The following is a 20657-nucleotide window of genomic DNA, read 5'->3' as shown; positions in this document are numbered from 1 at the left end:
CGGCCCTGGCAGCGGCAGCGCGCGCCGCCGCGGCGACCCGCGCGGCCTCGATCGCGGCCAGGCGCTTGCGCTCGGCGACGCCGGCCCGGTAGCCCTCGGCGGTCTTGGCTTCCGTGTCCTGCATGAACGTCAGCTGCGCGGCGAGTTCAACGCCCTTGTCCTCGGATTCTGCCAGCGCACCCGCCGCGGCGTCCGCCGCGGCCTGGGCTGCGATGAGGGCGTCCTCGGCGGCTCGGCGGAGCTTCTCCCGCTCGGTCTTGGCGACCTTCGCCTGGTCCCCCAGCGCCTGGGCCGTGTTCTTGGCGGTCTGGGCCTGATCGTAAATATCCGCACTGCGCTCGACCAGTTTGCTCATGCTGCCCAGCTTCGACAGCAGCTCGTCAGCGCCTTTACCGGATGTCTCGCCGTCGAGGAACAGGTTCACGCTGAGGTCGGTGCCGCCGGTTCGGTAGAGCTGGGCGGCCAGCTGGCCGGCCTGCCGGGTCGCGGCATCCGCAGTCTTCTTGCTCTCGTCGGCCTGCGCCTGGAGGGACTCGGCGCGACGCGTGGCCTCGTCCAGGTCGTCCTGCGCGACTTCGAGTTCGGCCGCACGCGCATCGGATGCCGCCCGGGTCTCCGCGACCTGCGTCTGCAGGCCGGCAATGAGGCTCCTGATCTCGGCCACCTGGGCCCGCGCGGCGGAGGTATTCGATTTCGCGTTCTGCAGGTCCTGCCAGCTCGGGTACTTGGCGGCCTGGGCCGGAGCGACCGGGCTGGCGAGGGTCACGGCCATGACCAGTGCGGCGGTGAATCCGATGACGGTCATGATGCGGCGCCTGGTCACCCCGGCCCACGCTGCGCTTCGGCGGCCGATCAGGCGCGCCGCGGGCCCGGACTCGATCGCAGTTCCCGTGCGCTTCATAATTCCCCGATCAACCGCTCACAAATCACATACGTCACTGTGTTAACTCCGTTCACAGTAACAAAACGGTCCCGCGTCCGGTACCCAGCCCGGCGCCGGACCGGGTGCCGGACCCGAATCTAACCCGCGGAACCGGCGAAACCGCGACCATTCGCGGGCGCGGTGGGAAGCGCGGCGCGCCGTGTGCGACTCGATTTGGGCAAACGAGCATCCGGAACGTATGCTTACTCGTCGGAAGTCATGCGGTTCGTGACGACACGGCCCCATCGTTTAGCGGCCTAGGACGGCGCCCTTTCACGGCGTTAACACGGGTTCGAATCCCGTTGGGGCTACACAATTAAAAATAGAAATACACTATAAAATGGTTCTCATAGCGAGGCCCTGTAGCGCAGTTGGTTAGCGCGCCGCCCTGTCACGGCGGAGGTCGCCGGTTCAAGTCCGGTCAGGGTCGCAAAGCAACAAGCCCTTTCGAAAGGAAGGGCTTTTGCCTTAGAAAGTCACCTCTCGAGGTCTCTTTCTGGCCCTGTAGCTCAGTTGGTAGAGCGTTCGACTGAAAATCGAAAGGTCACCGGATCGACGCCGGTCGGGGCCACGAAGGCCACTCCCAGGCTTCTACTCGGGGGTGGCCTTTTTTGTGCCCGCGGCGGCTCCGGTCCGGGCGAGACTCGCCCCCGAAGTGGCTACAGCACGTCCCCGCGGATTCGGGGTATGTTCGGCACGTGAGCAGCTGAGTTTCTGTCATGTTTCCCGGCTGCTTCCGGCGTGAGTCCCCGAAGCTCTCGCCCGATGGACCGCGAGGTCCCACACGCCCGCACCTGAACCTGTAACCCGAACTGCAGGGAATGACCGATGACACCACCGACAATTCGTCGACCCCTCCGTCGACCGTGCGCACCCGACCGCCCCCGGGCGGTGAGTGCGCGATGACCGATCCCACGCCGCGCCTGCCGGTGATCGGCCCTCTGCCCCTCGGGCGTCGCCCGAAGCTGAGGCTCGTCGACCCCTCCACCGAGCTCGCGCCCCGGCCGTCCGTGGACGCCCAGGCCTCCGGACTCCGCTGGGCCAGGCAGTACCGGGCCAGGCTTCGTGTGACGGACGTCGGCATCATTGTGGTGGCCGTTTCGGTGGCGCTGGTCGCACGCTTCGGTGTCGAGGGCGCCCAGGCTTCCATCGGAAGCCTCCGCGCGGACTACTGGGCGGTGGCCCTCCTGATCGCGGCCACCTGGGTCGCCACGCTCGGTGCGTTCCACACCCGGGATTCCCGGGTCGTGGGGATCGGGGCCTCGGAATACAAGCAGGTCGCCAACGCGAGCGCGCTCACCTTCGGGCTGCTCGCCATCGCCTTTCTCGTGTTCCAGGTCGATATAGCCCGCGGTTTCTTCATCCTGGCCCTGCCCCTGGGCGTCGTCGGACTCCTGCTTGAGCGCTGGCTCTGGCGCAAATGGCTTCTCCACCAGCGGCACTTCGGCCACTATCTGGCCCGGGTGATCGTCGTCGGCAAACGCGATGAAGTGGAGTACGTGGCCAATCAGATCGATGAGAAATCCGGCGCCGCGTATCACGTCGTGGGCGCCGCGCTCGAGGAGGGCACCGGGGGAACCGTCAACGCCGGCGACCATGAGGTGCCGGTCGTTGCCGACCTCGATCACGTGGCCGAAGCCGCGGCGGCCATGGGGGTCGACACGGTCATCGTGGCCGGACACCCCCAGGGTGGGAGCCACTACATCCGCAACCTGGGCTGGGAGCTGGAGGGGACATCCGCCGAGCTGGTGCTCTCGAGCCGGCTGACGGATGTTGCCGGCCCCCGCATCCACTTCCGCCCCGTCGAAGGCCTGCCGCTGATCCACGTTGAGATCCCCCAGTTCGAAGGGGGAAAGCACGTCCTCAAGCGCGCCCTCGACGTTGCCGTCTGCGGCGTGGCGATCGTGCTGTTGATGCCCCTTCTGGCCGCGGTGGCGATCGCGATTCGGGCAGAGAGCCCCGGGGCGGTCATCTTCCGCCAGGAAAGGGTCGGGCGTAACGGCCGCACCTTTCCGATGCTCAAATTCCGGTCGATGGTGCCCAATGCCGAAGACCACCTGTCGGTGCTTCGGGATCTCAACCAGGGCTCCGGACTGTTGTTCAAGATCAAGGACGACCCGCGCGTGACCAGGGTGGGCCGGGTGCTGCGCAAGTACTCACTCGACGAGCTTCCCCAGCTGTGGAACGTGCTCGTCGGCGACATGAGCCTGGTCGGCCCGCGCCCGCCGTTGCCCGCCGAGGTACGCGGCTACGAGAACCACGTTCACCGCCGCCTCTACATCAAGCCGGGGCTCACCGGAATGTGGCAGGTCAACGGCCGCTCCGACCTCAGCTGGGAGGAGAGCGTCCGACTCGACCTCTATTACGTCGAGAACTGGTCGCTCGCGGGCGACCTGATGATCATCTGGCGCACCTTCAAGGTCGTCATCCATCCAGTGGGGGCGTACTGATGAGCAATCTGACTGCCGGTCCGGGGATGGAAGCGTCCCCGGCACAGGGCCCCGGCCATCCGCCACGGATCGCGGCGACGGCCGACGTCGACCCCAGCGCGATCATCGAACCCGACACCGTGATCTGGCACCTCGCGCAGGTCCGCGAGTACGCTCGACTCGGCCCGGGCTGCATCCTCGGGCGGGGTGCCTACGTCGGGCCGGGAGTCATCCTCGGCAAGAACTGCAAGGTGCAGAATTACGCGCTCGTCTATGAGCCGGCCCTCATCGAGGACGGGGTCTTCATCGGCCCGGCTGCCGTGTTCACAAACGACCTTTTCCCCCGCGCTGTCAACGTCGACGGCACCCAGAAGGCCGCCGTCGATTGGGAAATGGTCGGCGTGACCGTGCGCACGGGTGCCTCCATCGGCGCCCGTGCGGTCTGCGTCGCGCCCCTCACCATCGGGCGGTGGGCGATGGTGGCCGCCGGCGCGGTGGTGACACGGGACGTGCCCGACTACGCGCTCGTTGCCGGGGTTCCCGCCCGGCGCATCGGCTGGGTCGGCCGCAGCGGCGCCCGCTTGCAGGACGCAGGCGACGGGACGTACGTCTGCCCCGCCACCGGAGAACGGTACGTGGAGAACAACGGGGTGCTCAGTCATACCTGAGCACCGGGCGAGGGCGCAATGACGACCACCACCCGGATCTCAATCGGCGGCCAGGCGGCCAGGCGGTCACGACCTGCTGCGCGCACAGGGGCACACCCGTCGCGCCCCCCGAACGGGGTGTGCACCCACGCTCCGGGGGCTCCTCCGCCATGGCCCCCGTAGGGGTTACAGCGCCGGGCCCCCGGATCGGGGTATGTTCGCCGTGTGCAGAGGTGAGAATTCATCAGATCTGCACAACAAGACACTGACCTGTAAACCCGAAATGCAGGGAATGCCCGTGAATACGTCGCTTATGCGTCGACTCTTCGTCGACCCCGTGGATCCAGCCCCCGCCCGGGCGGGAGCACCCGCTCCGGCACCCACCGCGCCTCGCTGCGCCTCGCGGCGGGGACGGTGAGGGCGCGATGACCGACCCGAGGCCCCGGCTTCCGTTCATCACCGCGGCGCCGGCCTGGCACATCCCGCGACTGCGGCTCGTGGACACCGAGGCGCCTCCGAATCCGGCCCGCAGCGTCGACACGCACTCCTCCGGACTGGCCTGGGCCAGGCGATACCGGACCACGCTCCTCCTGACCGACGCCGGGGTCATCGCGGCCGCCGTCGCAACGGGGCTGGCTGCGCAACTGGGCTCCGAGGGTGCTTCCGCGGCCGACCTCGGTCAGCACGCCGAGTACTGGGGAGTCTCCCTGCTCATCATCGCCACCTGGATCCTCACCCTCGGCACGTTCCACACCAGGGACTCGCGAGTCGTGGGGGTCGGCGCCACCGAGTACAAGCGGGTGATCAACGCGAGCGCACTGGCCTTCGGGCTGCTCGCGATCGGCTTCCTGCTCTTCCAGGTCCACTCCGCGCGCGATTACTTCCTCGTCGCCCTGCCCCTCGGCCTGGCCGCCCTCACGCTCGAACGCTGGCTGTGGCGAAAATGGCTGCTGCACCAACGGCTCTTCGGACACTATCTCTCGCGGGTCATCGTGGTCGGCAAACGCGAGGACGTTGACTACGTGATCGGCCAGATCGACGCCAAGTCCGGCGCGGCCTACTGCGTGGTGGGTGCGGCGCTGGAGAGCGACGGCGGCCTCGCGGTGATGGCCGGGCAGCACGAGGTGCCCGTCGTCGCCGACTTGAGCCGGGTCGCGAGCGCGGCGGCGAGCATGGGTGTCGACAGCGTGATCGTGGCCGGAGCCCCCGAGGGCGGAAGCCAGTACATCCGCAACCTCGCCTGGGACCTGGAAGGCACCTCGGCCGAGCTGGTGCTGTCGAGCCGGTTGACGGATGTCGCCGGACCCCGCATCCATTTTCGTCCGGTTGAGGGCCTGCCGCTGATCCACGTGGAGATCCCGCACTTCGATGGCGCCAGGCACGCACTCAAGCGCATGCTCGACCTGGTGGCCTCCGGACTGGGGCTCCTCGTGCTGTTGCCCCTGCTCCTGGCGATCGGCATCCTGGTCAGAGTCGAAAGCCCGGGTCCCGCGCTGTTCCTGCAGGAGCGCTGTGGCCGCAACGGGCGCACGTTCACCATGGTCAAGTTCCGCTCGATGGTCCGGACCGCGGAGGATGACCTGGCCGGCCTCCGCGAACTGAACGAAGCATCCGGTGCGCTGTTCAAGATCCGCCATGACCCGAGGATCACCCGGGTGGGGCGCGTGATCCGCAAGTACTCCCTCGACGAATTGCCCCAGCTCTGGAACGTCTTCGTCGGGGACATGAGCCTGGTGGGCCCGCGCCCGCCGCTGCCGACCGAGGTGGAGTGCTACGAGCGACATGTACATCGGCGTCTCTACATCAAACCGGGGCTGACCGGCATGTGGCAGGTCAACGGCCGCTCGGACCTGTCCTGGGACGAGAGCGTACGGCTCGACCTGTTCTACGTCGAAAACTGGTCCCTCCCCGGAGACCTGCTCATCCTGTGGCGCACCGTCAAGGTCGTCCTCCGCCCGACGGGGGCGTACTGATCATGCCCCTCACCCGATCCCAAGGAGCACACATGTCACATCGAATCGGCTACGCCGGCGGCGCCTTCGACCTGTTCCATGTCGGCCACCTGAACATCCTCAAGCATGCCAAGAGCCAGTGCGACTACCTCATCGCGGGAGTCGTGTCCGATGAACTTCTCGAGCTCGTCAAAGGCCGGCGCCCGATTGTCCCCCTCTCGGAGCGGCTGGAAATCGTGCGCCACGTCTCGTTTGTTGATGAGGCCGTGGAGGAAACCTTTCTGGACAAGCTGGACACCTGGCGATCGGTGCACTTCGATATCTACTTCAAGGGAGACGACTGGAAGGGAACCGAACGGGGGCTGCGCCTCGAGCAAGCGTTCGCCGAGGTGGGTGTCGAGGTGGTCTACTTCCCCTACACGATGAGCACCTCGAGCACCGCGCTCCGCCACGCGCTCGACGCGTTGTCGGCGCCCCCGCGCGAGGCCGAGGCGGTGCGCCGGCGCTAGCAGCCGGCGCCCTGGCGCGCGCCGCACCAACCTGAGAGTCCCCCCAGAGGGGGAATACTTGACTAACGCTCAGCTACTGGTCCGTGTGACGATTGTCCTGGGCGTTCCAAATCTTATGTAGCCACCGAGCCATACCCGCTTGTCATGCATACTGCTCTGCCGCTCACCACCTACTCACAACAGCGGCAAGGAGTGACTCATGTCACCATTCGGATTCACGCGCTCCCGGAGGGCGCCCGGCAGCACCCCGGACGGGCGCCGCGGCGTCGCACGAACGATCGGAGTGTCGACAGCGACCCTCACGGTTCTGGCCCTGTCGGCCGTGAGTCTCCCCGCCCAGGCGGCACCGGCGGTCCAGCCGACGGTGAGCCTCGCCTCGGCCGCGACCGCCCCGGCCGGATGGAAGCTGGCCTGGGCCGACGAGTTCTCCGGCACCACGCTCAATCGCGCCGTATGGAACGTCGCGAACAGATCAACCTACGGCGACGGGAACAAGGAGCTCGCCTGCCTGATGGACCGGCCGCAGAACGTCAAGGTATCCAGCGGCCTCCTTACGATCGCGGCGCGCAAAGAGGCGACTCCGATCACGTGCGGCACGCGCGACACGCGTTTCCCCGCCGGGCGCACGTACACCTCGGCCATGCTGCACACGAAGAACAAGCTCGCCTTCCAGTACGGACGGTTCGAGATCCGCGCGAAGATGCCGACCACACAGGGAACCTCGAAGGGACTGTGGCCGGCCTACTGGATGCGCCCGGCCGCCGGCGGGATCGGCGAGCTCGACATCCTCGAGCTGATCGGCACCGGCAAGAGCGACCCGTACAGCGCCGACAAGGTTTCCCAGACCATCCACTACGACTACGTGGGAACCCACCGGAAGCAGTCCCAAGTGCACAAGCTCGCCAGCGGCAACTTCGCCGATGGTTTCCACAACTACGCGGTCGAATGGGCGCCGGGTTCGATCAAGTGGTTCGTCGACGGGACCCTGACCTACACGCGCACCCTCAGCACGACGTCGTGGATTGACAAGGCGTTCGTGGGCAAGTTCTACCTCCGGCTCAACATGGCCGTCGGCGGCACGTGGCCCGGCTCGCCCGATGCCAACACGGCCTTCCCCGCGAACTACCAGGTCGACTACGTCAGGGTCTTCAGGCGCTGACGTGCGCAAGCGCCGACGTTCAGAAGCGCCGACGCAGTCGCAGCGGCCGCGCCTCAGAGGCCGCGGCCGCGGCGGTTGACGGCGTTGACCAGCGGCCCGGCGGGCACCAGGCGCGCGGCGATGGCCATCGCCGCGTAGGCGCGCAGTTGGGAGCGGTCGTGGCGGATGGCGCGACCGGCCCAGCTGCGCGCGCCGGCCAGCTGCCCGAGGGCGGCCAGCGCGAAGGCGATCTGGCCCTCGATCCGGGCTGACCCGGCGGCGCTGCCGGCGAATTCCGGATGCTTGTCGAGCAGGTAGCTGAGTCCGTCCGCGATCCCCTGCCACTTCCCCGAGAAGAACGACGCTCGGTTCCAATGGATGATGACCAGCGGCTCCCGTATTCCCAGGATGTGGCCGACGCGGGTGGCCCGGAGCAGAAGGTCGTAATCCTCCCCATAGGACGTCGGCAGCACCTCGTCGACCAGGCCGATGCGGCCGAGCAGATCGGCACGCCGGAGCAGGAACGAGGACGGGTGGATTTCGGTGATCCGCGACGCCAACAGGGCGGCGAATTCCGTGCGTTCGGGGGGCAGCCGATCGACCGTCCGGCCTGGCGTCACAATGCGGATGCCGGTGGCCACGAGAACCGCAGCCGGGTCCTCTCGCCACGCCTGGACCTGCCTGATCAGTTTGGTGGGGAGCCACTCGTCGTCATCGTCGCAGAATGAGGTGAGCTCTCCGCCGGCGGCGAGGATCCCCGTGTTACGGCCCCCGGCCAGTCCCGGCGTGCGGTCGTTCGACATCGTGCGGAGCGCTCGCGGACCGGCCGGCACGACGACATCCTCGAGGGGATCGACGGCCACCTGGTCGAAGACGACGATCACCTCGATCTCGCCCGCGTACTCCTGTCCGAGTGCGGCCCGCACCGCCGACCGGAGCAGCTCGGGCCGCCCGCGGGTCGCGATGACGACGCTCACGCTGGGTAACGTCGCACTCGACTGCGCCGGCATCAGACGAACCTTCCCAACCGGTGCTTGTGCAGACCGGAGGGCAGGACATCCGGACGCATGGTCAGCGCCGCGGCGATCATGGCGATCGCAAGTCCCGCAGTCATGATCCCGTAGTAGAGCGACTCGACGAGCACGACCAGCAGCACGGTGTTGAGGGCCAGGCCTGCCGGGTCACGTTCGCGGATCGACCTGATGTAGGCCCAGGCCAGCCACCCCATGAACAGAACCACCCCGGGGAACCCGTGCGAGAACATGACCATCCAGATCTGGCCCTGGGTGCCAACGGATGGCGCGTCATCCTTTTCGGAGGGGCGCGGGGCCCCGTAGCCGAGCCAGGGCGAATCGAGGGTACGGTCGAATGCCTCCTGGTAGAGGTTCGCGCGGTCCTCGGTCGACGAGCTGGCCGTGATCCTGTGGGTGAGTCGCTCGGCGATGGGCAGGGTCGCGAACGCGACCGCGACGACGGCCGCGAGCGCGAGCAGGCCGAGGAGCGCTTTGCCGTTGCCGCGGATGACCAGGCGAACGGCCACGTAGACCAGCGCGAGTCCGAGCCCCAGGAACATCCCCCGGTTGAGGGTGAGGAAGGCCGGCACCAGGGACACCGGGATGGCCAGGAGGAGCCACCAGAACCGCCGCTCCCCCCGCACCTCGACGAGGTAGGCGATCACGATGGGCAGGAGCATGGAATAGGCGTTGCCCCAGCCGTTCGTGTAGAGGAACGGGGCGCTGGGCCGGGGATCGAGCTTGGCCCATCCGTCCGGGTTGTACTGGGAGACCCGCCGGACGATCATGTCCTGGACCATCTCGTTGGAACTGATCGGGGCCGGGAGCACGAGGCCCAGCGGCGTGTGGATCGACAACAGGGGGAAGATCACGCCGATATACCCACCCGCGACGATGACAAGCCAGAACACGGTCAACACGCCGAGGACGTACCGCGTTGTGAGCGAGGCCCCGGCGTTGTAGACGTAGAGAAAAATGATCGTGACGCTCAGGTAGAGCAGGGCGCGATAGGCGAACCCAACGAGGCGATCACCGGTGTCAATTCCGATCACCGAGATGCCCATCCAGACCAGGAAGAACAGCCAGATGGCGAGCCCGCGCGGGAAACTGATGCCACCGCGGCGAACGAGAAGGAAGAGCATCACGGCGGCCAGCGCTATCCACACGGCCTCACCGAGGCCGAGCAGCCACCAGGCCGGGAACAGCACGAACATGGCCGCAAACGGCCAGCGCGGGAGGGGCTGCCGCAGAACAACGTCGGAGCCCGGCCTGGCCGGAGCGAGTGCCCGCATACGCTGCTCCTTCTCCGGTCGGCCCGGCCGATGCGCCGGTTCTCATGTCACGCGGGTTCAGTATAGGTAGCAACGCGGCGCATTATTCAACCCCGAACGGGGGTAGGTGCCCCCGCGCTGTTGTGCCAGTGTGTGCAGCATGAGGATAGCTCACCTACCAGCCGACGGGACTCCCGACCGCCCCGTCTCTTCCGGCGGCCCGTCGACCGCACGCCGCGTCGACGTCGTCGGCGTGGCCGTCGACACCCTGACCATGGCGGAGGTCGTCGAGACGATCCTGCGATGGACGGATTCCACCACGGTCCATGTCGCCGTTGGCGTCAATGCCGATGTGTGCAACCAGGCTGCCGCGGATCGGGTCCTGTGCGGTGTACTGGCCTCCGCCGACCTCACCTACGCGGACGGTCAGTCGATCGTCTGGGCGGCGCGATTCCTCGGCCGGATCATCCCGGAGCGCGTCGCCACGACCGATCTCATCCACCCGCTGGCCGCGGCGTGCGCGCAACAGGGAAAGAAACTCTTCCTGTACGGGGGGCAGGCCGGGGTCGCCGAGCGAGCCGCCGCCCGCCTGGCAGCCGGGTCGCCTGGGCTTCTGATCGATACGCACGACGGCTTCGTGCTGGAGCAGCACATGGACCGGCTGGTGCGGGAGATCAACGAGTCGGGGGCCGACATCCTTCTGGTCGGGCTCGGCGATCCCCTCCAGCAGCGCTGGGTTTCCAGCCATCGCAGCGAGCTCACCGTTCCGGTCGTGCTGACCTGCGGCGGCCTGTTCGACTGGACGAGCGGGGCACACCGGCGCGCTCCCGCCTGGATGATCGGCGCGGGCCTCGAATGGCTCTGGCGCCTCATGATCGAACCGCGACGACTCGCGAAGCGATACCTGCTGGGCAATCCCGCCTTCCTGCTCCGACTGGGCCTGGAAATCCTGCGCAATCACCGACGGGCCACGGTGTCGTGAGCAGCAGGACGCAGCTCGTCGCCACCGATTCCACCAACCTTGCCAGGGGCGCGGTCGCGGGCTTCGCCGGCGCCGCCACAAGCGCTGTGATGGGTTTCGTGCTGATGGTCGTCCTGGCCCGCACGCTCGGCGACACCGGCTCGGGCGTGGTCTTGCAGGCCATCGCGGTCTTCTCGATCGTCCTGAGCCTGGCCAGGGCCGGCATGGATTCCGCCGCCGTGTGGATCATGCCCCGCCTGGTCGCGCACGATCCGGCACGGATCCGCAGCGCGCTGACGGTCATGTTCGCGGCGACGGCAGCCGCCGGCGTCCTCTGCGGCGCGGCAACCGTGATCCTCGCGCCAGGCTTCGCGTTGACCGGGGACTCCCACGCCAGTGACGTGGCGGATGCCGTGGCCGTCGCCGGATGGTTCCTTCCGGTCGCGGCGCTCCTGCTGGTGGGGCTTGCGGCCACCCGGGGTCTGGGCGGCGTCCTGCCGTACGTGAGCGTGGGCAGCATCGGCCTTCCCGTCGTGCGTCCCATCGTCGTCTGGCTGGTCGCTGCCGGCGGCGGATCCTTCGTTGCCGTCACCCTGGCCTGGGCCGCCCCGCTCCCGGTCGCCCTGATCGCCGCCGCCCTCGTGCTGCGGGTCCAGGTTCGCCGTCACGAAGGGGCGGCCGGGGTGCGCGGGCTCTGGCGCCCTGATCCCTCCCTGCGGAAGGGCATCGTGTCCTACGCCTTGCCTCGAACGCTGTCGGCCGGCCTGGAACAGTCGGTGATTTGGCTCGACGTTGTGCTCGTGGGCATCCTTGCCGGGTCGGCTTCGGCCGGTGTCTACGGCGGCGCCAGCCGTTTCGTGGCCGCCGGACTCATCATCGACACGGCACTTCGCCTCGTCGTGTCCACTCGATTCAGCACCCTCCTGTTCCAGGAAAAGGTCGCCCAGGTCCAGGCGCTCTACCGGGTGGCGGCCACCTGGCTCGTGCTGTTCGGCACACCGATCTACCTCGTCCTGGCCGTTTTCGCGCCGGTGGTCCTCCAGCTGCTTGGACCAGGCTTCACCGAAGGATCGACGGCGCTCATGATCCTGTGCGCCGGCGGAATCATCAGCTTCACGGCCGGCAACGTGCAGTCGGTGCTCCTGATGAGCGGGCGGAGCGGCTGGGCGGCATTCAACAAGGCAATCGTGCTCGTCGTCAATGTGGCCGGGAACCTCGTGCTCGTGCCGCTCATCGGCATCAATGGCGCCGCGATCTCGTGGGCACTCAGCATGCTCATCGATGCCGCCCTCGCGACCGTGGAGGTCCGACGGTTCATCGGCATCCGGCTGGATGCGCGCGCCGTGGCGTACGCACTCATGGTGCCGGTGATCACGGTCGGCATCCCGGCCCTGGCCCTGCGGCTCACGGTCGGTGACACCCTGGCCGCGTTGCTCATCGCCCTCCCCCTGTGCGCGGCACTGTTCTTCGGCTGGTGCGCCCTGGACCGCCGGAGGTTGCAGCTGCATGACCTGGCGCTCCTCGCACGCCGCCGGGCCCCGGTGAAGTGATGCCAACCGAATGCGGGGGGTTCACTTCAGTGTTCGCTGGGGGTACTGTGCGTCGTAGTCGGAGCTCTCCCACCCCCGGGAGGCACCCGGCTGACGTGGGAACCAACCTGTACACCCGAAATGCAGGAGATGATCCAGTGAACCCGACCCTTGCGCTTGCGTGCGCTCCCGCCCCCGGGAGTCCGTCATGACGAAGTCCACGCACGCCCCCCAGCCCGGCGGCGAGCGATCGGGCGAGCGGCGGCCGCCCCGCCCCCGGCGCCGAGCCGTGCTTGTCGGGCTGTCGGCCGCGGTGACACTTCCGCTCTGCCTGGCAGCCTGGGCGTCCTTGCCCGCCCCGGCGACGGGCGCGGTCGAGAAAGCGGCGCCTCCCGCGGTGGGCGGCACGATCCGCGCGGCCGCCCCGGCGGCCCCGTCCCCCACCGCGACGCCTCCCGGGGCCTCGACGACGGCCCCGCTGGGAGCCCTCAACAAGGAGCTGGCGACATCGACTGTCAAGGGATTCCTGGAGTCTGTCGCAGCCGTTGATCCGACGTCCAAGAGCCTGGGCGCCAAGCTGTCCGCCGTGGCCAGGGGCGCGATCGTCGACGAGCTCGAGAACGAGCAGCAGGAGTTGGAGTCGAACGGCTGGACGCAACGCGGCAAGGCCACCGTGAAATCCGTCACCATCATCAGCACCAACCTGACCGCAACGCCCCCGACTGCGGTCGCACAAGCCTGCGTCGACTCCAGCAAGGTCGTGACGCTCGATGCCGACGGCCGGCCGCTGGCCGGCACGGACCCGGCTGCCGCGCACGCCGCCCTGAACATCTACTCACTGCAGCAGGACGGCGGAACGTGGCGCATCACGGCCCGGACGTTCCCGGACGACCCGGCCTGCTGATGCGCCGATCACGGCCGACCCCATCACTCACGAGGAGAACCGACATGCAGCGCTCAGGTACCGGACCCGCCGCCACGCGACGTGCCGCCTGGCTCACCGCCGGCGTCCTGCTGGCATCCGTCCTGACGCCGACCGCCGCGAATGCCGCGAGCCTGCCGGTGCCCAACGGGTTGACGGCAGCGAGCGCCGCGGCATCCTGTTGGGAAATCAAGCAGGTCACTCCCTCCGCTCCGAGCGGCGTTTACTGGCTGGGCACGCCCGCGCTGGGAGCGCCGGACCGCTTCTACTGCGACCAGACGACCGGCGGGGGCGGCTGGGTGCTCGTCGGACGCGGCCGGGAGGACTGGTCGCAGTCCGACGAGGGCAAGGGCAGCCCGGCCACCGTGAGCGGAACCATCACCGGGCAGGCCGCCTTCGCCCCGGCCCAGCTTTCGGCTGCCGTGATCCGCGCGCTCCTGAACGGGGCCGCCGTCAAGTCTCTCTCGGACGGCGTGCGGCTGCGGCGCGCAACGAACGCCACCGGGACCGCATGGCAGGAATCCACATTCACGTTCTCCTCGCCGCGCGACGACTGGTCCTGGATGTTCAACAACGAGCAGCGCCTCGGCTCCTGGAAGATCGGCGCGGCCTCCGGCACCGGCGGCCAAACGGCCGCCTTCGGGTCCGGCACCGGCCTGGAGCGCATCGAGACGATCACGACCGTGAACCAGGGCTGGAAGCCCGGCTTCGGATTCGGCACGGCCGCCCGCGGCACGACCAGTGCGAGCAGCTACCTCTGGGCACCGAGTTCGACCGCCCCCAATCCGCGCCCGTTCACGCAGGTGTACCTGAGGCCGAAGCTGCTGAGCTCCACCATCTTCTCGGCCATCCCCGACTCGGGCACCGCGAAGTCCGAAAACGCGGGGGTGGCGCAGAGCTTCGCCGCGCCGACCGTCTGGGGAGTCACCGGGCTGGGCGCCGGGCCGTCCACGACCGAGGGCAGCAACGAGGTCTCCGCCTTCGCAGAGGGCAACGGCATCGTCTACGTCGGCGGGAACTTCCTCGCGGTGCAGCGGAACTCGGCGGGAAGCGGCAAGGTCACGCAGCCCTACCTCGCTGCCTTCGATGTGCGGACCGGGGAATGGATCTCCTCGTTCCGGCCGACCTTCAACAACCAGGTCAAGGCGCTCGCCGTGCTGCCCAATGGACGCCTGGCCGTCGGCGGCTACTTCAGCACGGTGAACGGGGCTTCCCGCGCCGCCTTCGTCGTGCTCGATCCGACCACGGGGGCCACCGACGCGAGCTACACCACGAAGATCTTCAACAACATCGCCGGCGGCGTGCCCGTGGTTCGTTCACTCGACGTGCAGGACAACTGGCTCTATCTCGGCGGGGCCTTCACCCACATGACCGGAGGTACCGCGACATCCCAGAGGTACATGCGGTCCGCGGGCCGGATAGCCGCGACCGACGGCACCCCCGACCGCACCTGGAACCCTGAATTCAATGGGACCGTGATCTCGCTCGACGCTTCGGCCCGGGGAGACCGCGCCTATTACGCCGGGTACTTCACCACGTCGAAGACCACAGCCGCCGTCAAGGGCGCCGCGATCAGAACCGCGGACGCCACGGTGGTCCCGTGGACCATCGACTTCTCGAGTGCGAACAACTACCAGCAGGCCGTCAGGGAGGTCGGCAGCAGGGTGTGGATCGGCGGATCCAACCACATGCTGTACAGCTACGACCGCGCGGCGATGTCCGAGCTGAGCACCAACATCACCAAGTCGGGAGGTGACTTCCAGGCGATCTCGAGTGACGGATCCGTCGTCTACGGCGGCTGCCACTGCTTCTATACGAACTATTCCGGGGCACGGAGGTGGCCGACGATCGGCACGAACTGGACCCAGGCATCGAAGATCAGCAGCGCCGGGGCCTGGGACAACGCGACGGGCAAGTACCTCAACGCCTTCAGTCCCATCGTGAGCCAGCGCGCCGGCGCCGGAGCATGGGCCCTGTTCAACGACTCGACCGGGACCACCTGGTTCGGCGGCGACTACAGCAGTTCGTTCAAGGCCGGGTTCGTGTCCCAGTGGTCGGGCGGTTTCGTGCGGTTCGCACACAACGACACGCAGGCGCCGACCATCCCGTCGCGGCTCACAGCCGCGGTGACCGCCGGGGGTGACGCGCTGGGCTGGAGCGGTTCGACGGACAACCGTGGTTCCGTCACATACCAGGTGCTGCGCCAGGACCGCGTCATCGCGGCGACCACGTCGACATCGCTGACCGTTCCGGCCGCGCCGGCGGGGACGAAATATTTCGTTCGCGCCGTCGATCCCTCCGGCAACCGCTCGGCCAGCACCCCGGCGGTCACGGCCGACACGGCTGCGCCGCCGCCTCCGCCGCCGCCCGCGGACGCAACGCTGATCGGCGCGGGAAGCTCCTGGAGCTACTACTACTCCGCGACCGACCCGGCGCCGGGCTGGCAAGCGCCGACGTATGACGCATCGAGCTGGCCGACCGGCCCCGCGCCTCTCGGCTGGGGCCAGGCGACCCTGGGGACGACCCTGACCGCCGCGACCCCCAAACCGCTCACGTCCTACTACCGCAAGGCCTTCACGGTCGCCGATCCGGCCCAGGTCGGAACGGTCGAGGTGACGACGCGGGCAGACGACGGCATCGTCGTGTACCTGAACGGCGTGGAGATCACCCGGGTGAACATGCCGTCGGGCACCGTGACGAGCGGCACCTATGCCATCTCGGCCATCTCGGCGAGCACCGCCCTGGCCAACCCGGTCGTCGTGCAGGTCCCCGGCTCGACCCTCGTCGCGGGCACCAATGTGATCACCGCGGAGGTCCACTCCAATTACCGTGCCACACCAAGCGCCAGCTTCGAGCTGTCGGCCGTCGTGAAATAGAGGGTCCACGGATGTCCCACGCCCACTCATCCACCTTCGAGGCGGCTCAAACCAGCGCCGGGAGTGACAGACGGTTCAGCGTGGCCCTGGCCCGGCTCGGATCGGCCCAGAAGCCGGCAAGCGGGGTGCCCGCCTATACCCGCTGGGTCAACCGGCGCCTCGCCCGGTTCGCGGCCGCGGCCGCATATTCCGCCGGCTGGTCGGCGAACGCCGTCACGGCGGCATCCGCGGCACTGTCTTTCGTCGCGCTTGCGCTCATGGTCACGGTGCCGACGACCGCCCCGCTCGGAGTCGCGGTCGGGGTGCTGCTCGCCGCCGGCTACGTGCTCGACTCCGCCGACGGGCAGGTCGCCCGGCTCGGCGGCGGCGGGAGCGCTGCCGGCGAATGGCTCGACCATGTTGTCGACGCGATCCGCACCCCTGCGCTGCACCTGGCAACCCTGATCGGGCTGAGCGCCGTGCCGGGGATCGGCACCTGGCCCCTGCTGATCGCGATCGGCTACTGCCTCGTCAGCGTCGGCCAGTTCATGAGCCAGATCCTGGCCGAGCAGCTCTCCGGCGCGGCCGCACCTCGGTCCGATGCCTCCGGGATCAAGCAGTCTCTCCTCTTAGTGCCCACGGATAACGGAACGTTGTGCTGGATCTTCCTGCTCTGGGGGATGCCGTCGATCTTCGTGTGGGTCTACGCGGCCATGTTCCTGGCCAACACCGTCCATGCGGCCGTGTCCATGCGCCGCAAGTACGTGCGGCTGACCGTGCTGCGGAAGCGCTGAACCGCGGCTTCTCAGTTTCTGCGGCGCTCAGAGCGCGGCGTCGCCCGGTGCGAACGTGTCGCAGCCGTCCGCGCCCTGCTCGAAACCGGTCATGAACCAGCGCTGCCGCTGCTCGCTCGAACCGTGCGTCCAGCCCTCCGGATTGACCTGGCCCTGCGTGGCCTGCTGGATCCGGTCGTCACCGACGGCGGATGCGGCGCTCAGCGCGTCCCGGATCTGCGCCGGGGTGATCGGCTCGAGGAACGGGACTCCGCTCGGATCTTCCGTCGTCGATGCGGAGCCGGCCCAGGCGCCGGCGTAGCAGTCGGCCTGCAGCTCGACGCGAACCGCGTTGGAGCCGGCTCCGGTGCGCCCGTCCTGGGACTTCTCGAGGACCCCCGTGATGTTCTGGATGTGGTGGCCCCACTCATGCGAGACGACATACATCTCGGCCAGCGGCCCCCCGGAGGAGCCGAAACGCGTGCGCAGTTCGTCGTAGAACGCCGTGTCGATGTAGATCGTGGCGTCGGGCGGACAGTAGAACGGGCCGGTCGCGCTCGAGGCGCCGCCGCAGCCGGTGCTGACGCTGTCGGTGAACAGCGAGAGGTCCTGCGGCGGCTGGTAGTCCACGCCGAGTGCGGGCAGCTCGTTGGCCCAGTAGGAGTCGAGCGAAGCCGCAGCCCCCTTCATCCGGCAGTCGATGTCGGCATTGGCGTCGGCGCCGGTCTGGCAGTTCTCGAGGGAGGAGCCGGTGGGCTGCGGTCCGGCGCCGCCGACCAGTCCGGTCAGGTCGACGCCGAGGATCTGCGACAGGATGATCAGGGCGACGACGCCCAGGCCACCTCCACCGACGGCGATGCCGGTGTTGCGCCCGCGCTTGCTTGCCCTGCCGCCGCCGATGTTGGCATTGTCGTTGAACGTCATCTGGACAGGCTACGCCGCGAAGCGGTCGGTCGCCGCGATGATGGCGTCGAGGTTGCCGGGCTGGTCGAAGGCGTGGCCGGCATCCGGAATCATGTGAAACTCGGCCTCGGGCCACGCCTTGTGCAGCTCCCAGGCGGTGAACGCCGGGGTGCACATGTCGTAGCGGCCCTGCACGATCACCCCGGGGATGTCCTTCAGCTTGCCCGCGTCCCGGATCAGCTGGTTCGGCTCGAACCAGCCGCCGTTTTGGAAGTAGTGGTTTTCGATCCGGGCGAACGCAACCGCGAAAGCGGGCTCGGTGAAGTGCGCGATCGTCTCCGGCTGCTGCAGCAGCGTGATCGTGGACGACTCCCACGTGGACCAGGCGATGCCGGCGCGTTCGCGAACGGCCTGGTCCGGGTCGTGCAGCAGTCGGCCGTAGGCCTCGATCAGGTGGCCGCGTTCGTCGACCGGCACCGGGGCCAGGAAGCTTTCCCACAGGTCAGGGTAAATCGCCGCGGCGCCGCCCTCGTAAAACCAGTCCAGCTCGACCGGGCGCAGGGTGAAGATGCCGCGAACGACGAGCTCGGTGACGTGCTCTGTGTGGGTCTGTGCGTAGGCCAGGGCGAGGGCGCTGCCCCACGAGCCGCCGCAGACCAGCCAGCTGTCGATGCCGAGGTGCGCGCGGAGCCTCTCCAGGTCGGCCACTAGGTGCCAGGTGGTGTTCGCCTCGAGGTCCGCGGCCGGCTCACTCGCATGCGGCGTGCTCCGGCCGCATCCGCGCTGGTCGAAGAGGATGATCCGGTACTTCTCCGGGTTGAAGACGCGGCGCTGTGTGGCGCTCGACGCGCCTCCGGGGCCGCCGTGGAGGTAGACCGCCGGCTTGCCGTCGGGGTTTCCGGATGCCTCCCAGTACAGGGCCTGGCCGTCCCCCACGTCAAGCATACCGGTCTCGTACGGTTCGATTTCGGGATAGAACTCTCGCATGGGACGAGCCTATTACCCGCCGCTACGCGTCGCGACGCTTCAGCAGCAGGGCCGCACCGGCCAGGCTCGCCACCAGCCAGCCCAGCACGACGAGCAGCGCCTGCCACGGCTCCAGGATCGCCGGAGCAGGCCCGCCCGAAGCCATCATGCCGGCGCCGGCGTTGGAGATCAGATACGGCATCAGATCGGTCGCCCAGGTGGCCGGGATCATCGACAGCACAATCGGCAGCAGCAGGAGCATCCCGAGGGTCGCCGCGATTCCGCCGGCGCTGCTCCGCAGGATGGCGCCCACGCCGAGGGCGAAGACGGCCACCAGGGCCAGGTAGAGGGCGCCGGCCAGCAGGGGGATGATCACGGCGCCGTCGAACAGGCTCGCGTGGATCCCTTTCCCGGCCAGGATCGGCGCGGCCACCAGGAACGATCCGACGTTGGCGACGGAGCCGACCAGCACGGTGGCCGTGAACAGCACGGCCGCCTTCGCCCAGAGCGCGGGCAGCCGACGAGGCACCGCGGTGAGCGTCGACCTGATCATTCCGGTGGAGTACTCCCCGCTCACGACGAGCACGCCGAGCACGGCGACGACGAGTTGGCCGAAGAAGACACCGAACGTCGAGGCCTGCACGACGAAGCTGGTCTGCAGGGCCGCCGGCAAGTCCGCCCCGCCTGGCAGGTCCAGGGCGAGGGACATGATCGCCGCCATGCCGAGCGAGATGACCACGACGATGGCGTACGACCACGAGGTGGAGCGAACCGTACGCAGCTTGATCCACTCGGAGCGGAGGATGCCGGCGAAGGCCAGGCCGGAAGCGGTCGGCAGCCGTGCGGCGGAGGGCGCTGCCGGGGGTGCGGTCGTGGTGCTCATCGTGCGGCCTCCTGCAGTTCGGGCGCGTTGGAATCCGGGGAGCCGGCCGTGCGGTACTCCACCTCGTTCTGAGTGAGGGTCATGTACGCCTCTTCGAGGGAGGCGGAGAGCGGGGTCAGCTCGTGCAGCACGATGCCCGCGGAGGCCGCCCGATCGCCGATTTCCGACGCGGCGATGCCGACGATCTCGAGCACGTCCGGCTCCAGGACGGTGACGGTGACGTCCGGCCGGGTGAGCAGGGTGGAGAGGTGGCCGGCGTGAGGGCTCCGAACCCGCACCGTGCTGCGCGTGGCGGCTCCGATGATGTCGGCCACCGGGGCATCCGCAATCACGCGGCCTCGCCCGAGCACGATGAGGTGGTCGGCGGTGAGCGCCATCTCGCTCATCAGGTGCGAGGACAGCAGCACTGTCCGGCCCTCGGCCGCGAAATGGCGTACGAGACGACGCACCCACTGGACGCCCTCGGGGTCGAGGCCGTTGATCGGCTCGTCGAGGATGAGCGTCGCCGGGTCGCCGAGCAGGGCCGCGGCAATGCCCAGGCGCTGTCCCATGCCGAGGGAGAATCCGCCCACACGCTTGCGCGCCACGGTCTCGAGGCCGGTCAGCTCGATGACCTCCCGAACCCGGCGGGCCGGGATGCCGTGCGTGGCGCCCATGGCAAGCAGGTGATTGTAGGCCGAGCGCCCGGTGTGCACGGCCTTGGCGTCGAGGAGGACCCCCACCTCGCGGAGCGGGGCCGAGTGCTCGTGGTAGTGCTTGCCGTTCACCGTGACCGACCCGGCGGTGGGGCGGCTCAGCCCCACAATCATGCGCATGGTCGTGGACTTGCCCGCGCCGTTCGGCCCCAGGAAACCAGTGACCTTGCCGGATTGCACCGTGAAGTCGACCGCGTCGACCGCCGTCTTGCTCCCGTAGTGCTTGGTCAGGGATTGTGCCTGGATCATCGCTGTCCTCGTTCGTCTATCAGTGGGGGGCGGTGGGCGT

At 68.5% G+C, this 20657-nt stretch carries 16 protein-coding genes, 3 tRNA genes and 1 pseudogene; 13 read left to right on the top strand and 7 right to left on the bottom strand.

Annotated elements, in window-relative coordinates; translation table 11 throughout:
- Positions 1-805 (bottom strand): annotated as a pseudogene (locus tag E3T33_RS14370) (cell wall-binding protein); the annotation flags it as partial.
- A 355-nt stretch (positions 806-1160) separates the two neighbouring features.
- Between E3T33_RS14370 and E3T33_RS14365 the strand changes: the two are divergent.
- The 8 genes from E3T33_RS14365 (at position 1161) to E3T33_RS14330 (ending at position 7618) form a co-directional block, all read left to right on the top strand.
- Positions 1161-1233, top strand: a tRNA-Glu gene (locus E3T33_RS14365).
- Positions 1234-1278: 45 nt separating this feature from the next.
- Positions 1279-1352, top strand: a tRNA-Asp gene (locus tag E3T33_RS14360).
- Between the two features lie 68 nt (positions 1353-1420).
- A tRNA-Phe gene (locus E3T33_RS14355) sits at positions 1421-1493 on the top strand.
- 250 nt (positions 1494-1743) lie between these two features.
- Complete coding sequence (locus tag E3T33_RS14350) at positions 1744-3372, top strand: sugar transferase (protein WP_241982966.1); 1629 nt, start codon at positions 1744-1746, stop codon at positions 3370-3372.
- Between the two features lie 26 nt (positions 3373-3398).
- The gene (locus E3T33_RS14345) at positions 3399-4019 is read left to right on the top strand and encodes an acyltransferase (protein WP_134575639.1); all 621 of its coding nucleotides are present in this window, start codon (positions 3399-3401) and stop codon (positions 4017-4019) included.
- A gap of 404 nt (positions 4020-4423) precedes the next feature.
- Complete coding sequence (locus tag E3T33_RS14340) at positions 4424-5971, top strand: sugar transferase (RefSeq protein ID WP_134575633.1); 1548 nt, start codon at positions 4424-4426, stop codon at positions 5969-5971.
- A gap of 32 nt (positions 5972-6003) precedes the next feature.
- Entirely contained in the window at positions 6004-6459 is a 456-nt protein-coding gene (locus E3T33_RS14335) for an adenylyltransferase/cytidyltransferase family protein (protein ID WP_092323487.1), read from the top strand.
- Between the two features lie 199 nt (positions 6460-6658).
- On the top strand, positions 6659-7618 hold the full coding sequence (locus E3T33_RS14330; RefSeq protein WP_134575631.1) for a glycoside hydrolase family 16 protein: 960 nt from the start codon (positions 6659-6661) through the stop codon (positions 7616-7618).
- Positions 7619-7671: 53 nt separating this feature from the next.
- Here E3T33_RS14330 and E3T33_RS14325 read toward each other — a convergent pair whose 3' ends face one another.
- Positions 7672-8607 carry a glycosyltransferase family 2 protein gene (locus tag E3T33_RS14325; protein ID WP_134575629.1) on the bottom strand — a complete coding sequence of 312 codons (936 nt, stop codon included), beginning with the start codon at positions 8605-8607 and terminating at the stop codon, positions 7672-7674.
- On the bottom strand, positions 8607-9902 hold the full coding sequence (locus tag E3T33_RS14320; RefSeq protein WP_134575627.1) for an O-antigen ligase family protein: 1296 nt from the start codon (positions 9900-9902) through the stop codon (positions 8607-8609). The genes E3T33_RS14325 and E3T33_RS14320 overlap by 1 nt, the downstream gene beginning before the upstream one ends.
- Positions 9903-10041: 139 nt before the next feature.
- Between E3T33_RS14320 and E3T33_RS14315 the strand changes: the two genes are divergently transcribed.
- The 5 genes from E3T33_RS14315 to E3T33_RS14295 all read left to right on the top strand — a co-directional run bounded on the left by E3T33_RS14315 (position 10042) and on the right by E3T33_RS14295 (position 16942).
- Complete coding sequence (locus E3T33_RS14315) at positions 10042-10863, top strand: WecB/TagA/CpsF family glycosyltransferase (RefSeq protein ID WP_092323493.1); 822 nt, start codon at positions 10042-10044, stop codon at positions 10861-10863.
- Positions 10860-12392 carry a polysaccharide biosynthesis C-terminal domain-containing protein gene (locus tag E3T33_RS14310; protein ID WP_166784509.1) on the top strand — a complete coding sequence of 511 codons (1533 nt, stop codon included), beginning with the start codon at positions 10860-10862 and terminating at the stop codon, positions 12390-12392. The genes E3T33_RS14315 and E3T33_RS14310 overlap by 4 nt, the downstream gene beginning before the upstream one ends.
- Before the next feature lie 187 nt (positions 12393-12579).
- Positions 12580-13275 carry a hypothetical protein gene (locus tag E3T33_RS14305; RefSeq protein WP_134575626.1) on the top strand — a complete coding sequence of 232 codons (696 nt, stop codon included), beginning with the start codon at positions 12580-12582 and terminating at the stop codon, positions 13273-13275.
- 44 nt (positions 13276-13319) lie between these two features.
- Entirely contained in the window at positions 13320-16169 is a 2850-nt protein-coding gene (locus tag E3T33_RS14300; RefSeq protein WP_134575624.1) for a fibrinogen-like YCDxxxxGGGW domain-containing protein, read from the top strand.
- 11 nt (positions 16170-16180) lie between these two features.
- A complete protein-coding gene (locus tag E3T33_RS14295) occupies positions 16181-16942 on the top strand; it encodes a CDP-alcohol phosphatidyltransferase family protein (protein ID WP_092323499.1) in 762 nt (253 codons plus the stop codon).
- Positions 16943-16969: 27 nt separating this feature from the next.
- Here E3T33_RS14295 and E3T33_RS14290 read toward each other — a convergent pair whose 3' ends face one another.
- The 4 genes from E3T33_RS14290 to E3T33_RS14275 are packed head-to-tail and all read right to left on the bottom strand — an operon-like array spanning position 16970 to position 20617.
- A complete protein-coding gene (locus E3T33_RS14290; RefSeq protein WP_092323500.1) occupies positions 16970-17845 on the bottom strand; it encodes a neutral zinc metallopeptidase in 876 nt (291 codons plus the stop codon).
- Between the two features lie 9 nt (positions 17846-17854).
- Positions 17855-18811, bottom strand: coding sequence for a prolyl aminopeptidase (pip, locus tag E3T33_RS14285; RefSeq protein WP_092323502.1), 957 nt, complete (start codon positions 18809-18811; stop codon positions 17855-17857).
- A gap of 22 nt (positions 18812-18833) precedes the next feature.
- A complete protein-coding gene (locus E3T33_RS14280; RefSeq protein WP_134575622.1) occupies positions 18834-19673 on the bottom strand; it encodes an ABC transporter permease subunit in 840 nt (279 codons plus the stop codon).
- Entirely contained in the window at positions 19670-20617 is a 948-nt protein-coding gene (locus E3T33_RS14275) for an ATP-binding cassette domain-containing protein (protein ID WP_134575620.1), read from the bottom strand. The genes E3T33_RS14280 and E3T33_RS14275 overlap by 4 nt, the downstream gene beginning before the upstream one ends.
- Positions 20618-20657 lie beyond the last annotated feature (40 nt).

The sequence above is a fragment of the Cryobacterium sp. TMT1-2-1 genome (genome assembly GCF_004403955.1).
Taxonomy (GTDB): Bacteria; Actinomycetota; Actinomycetes; order Actinomycetales; family Microbacteriaceae; genus Cryobacterium; species Cryobacterium psychrotolerans.
This window is presented reverse-complemented; position numbering and strand designations above follow the sequence as displayed.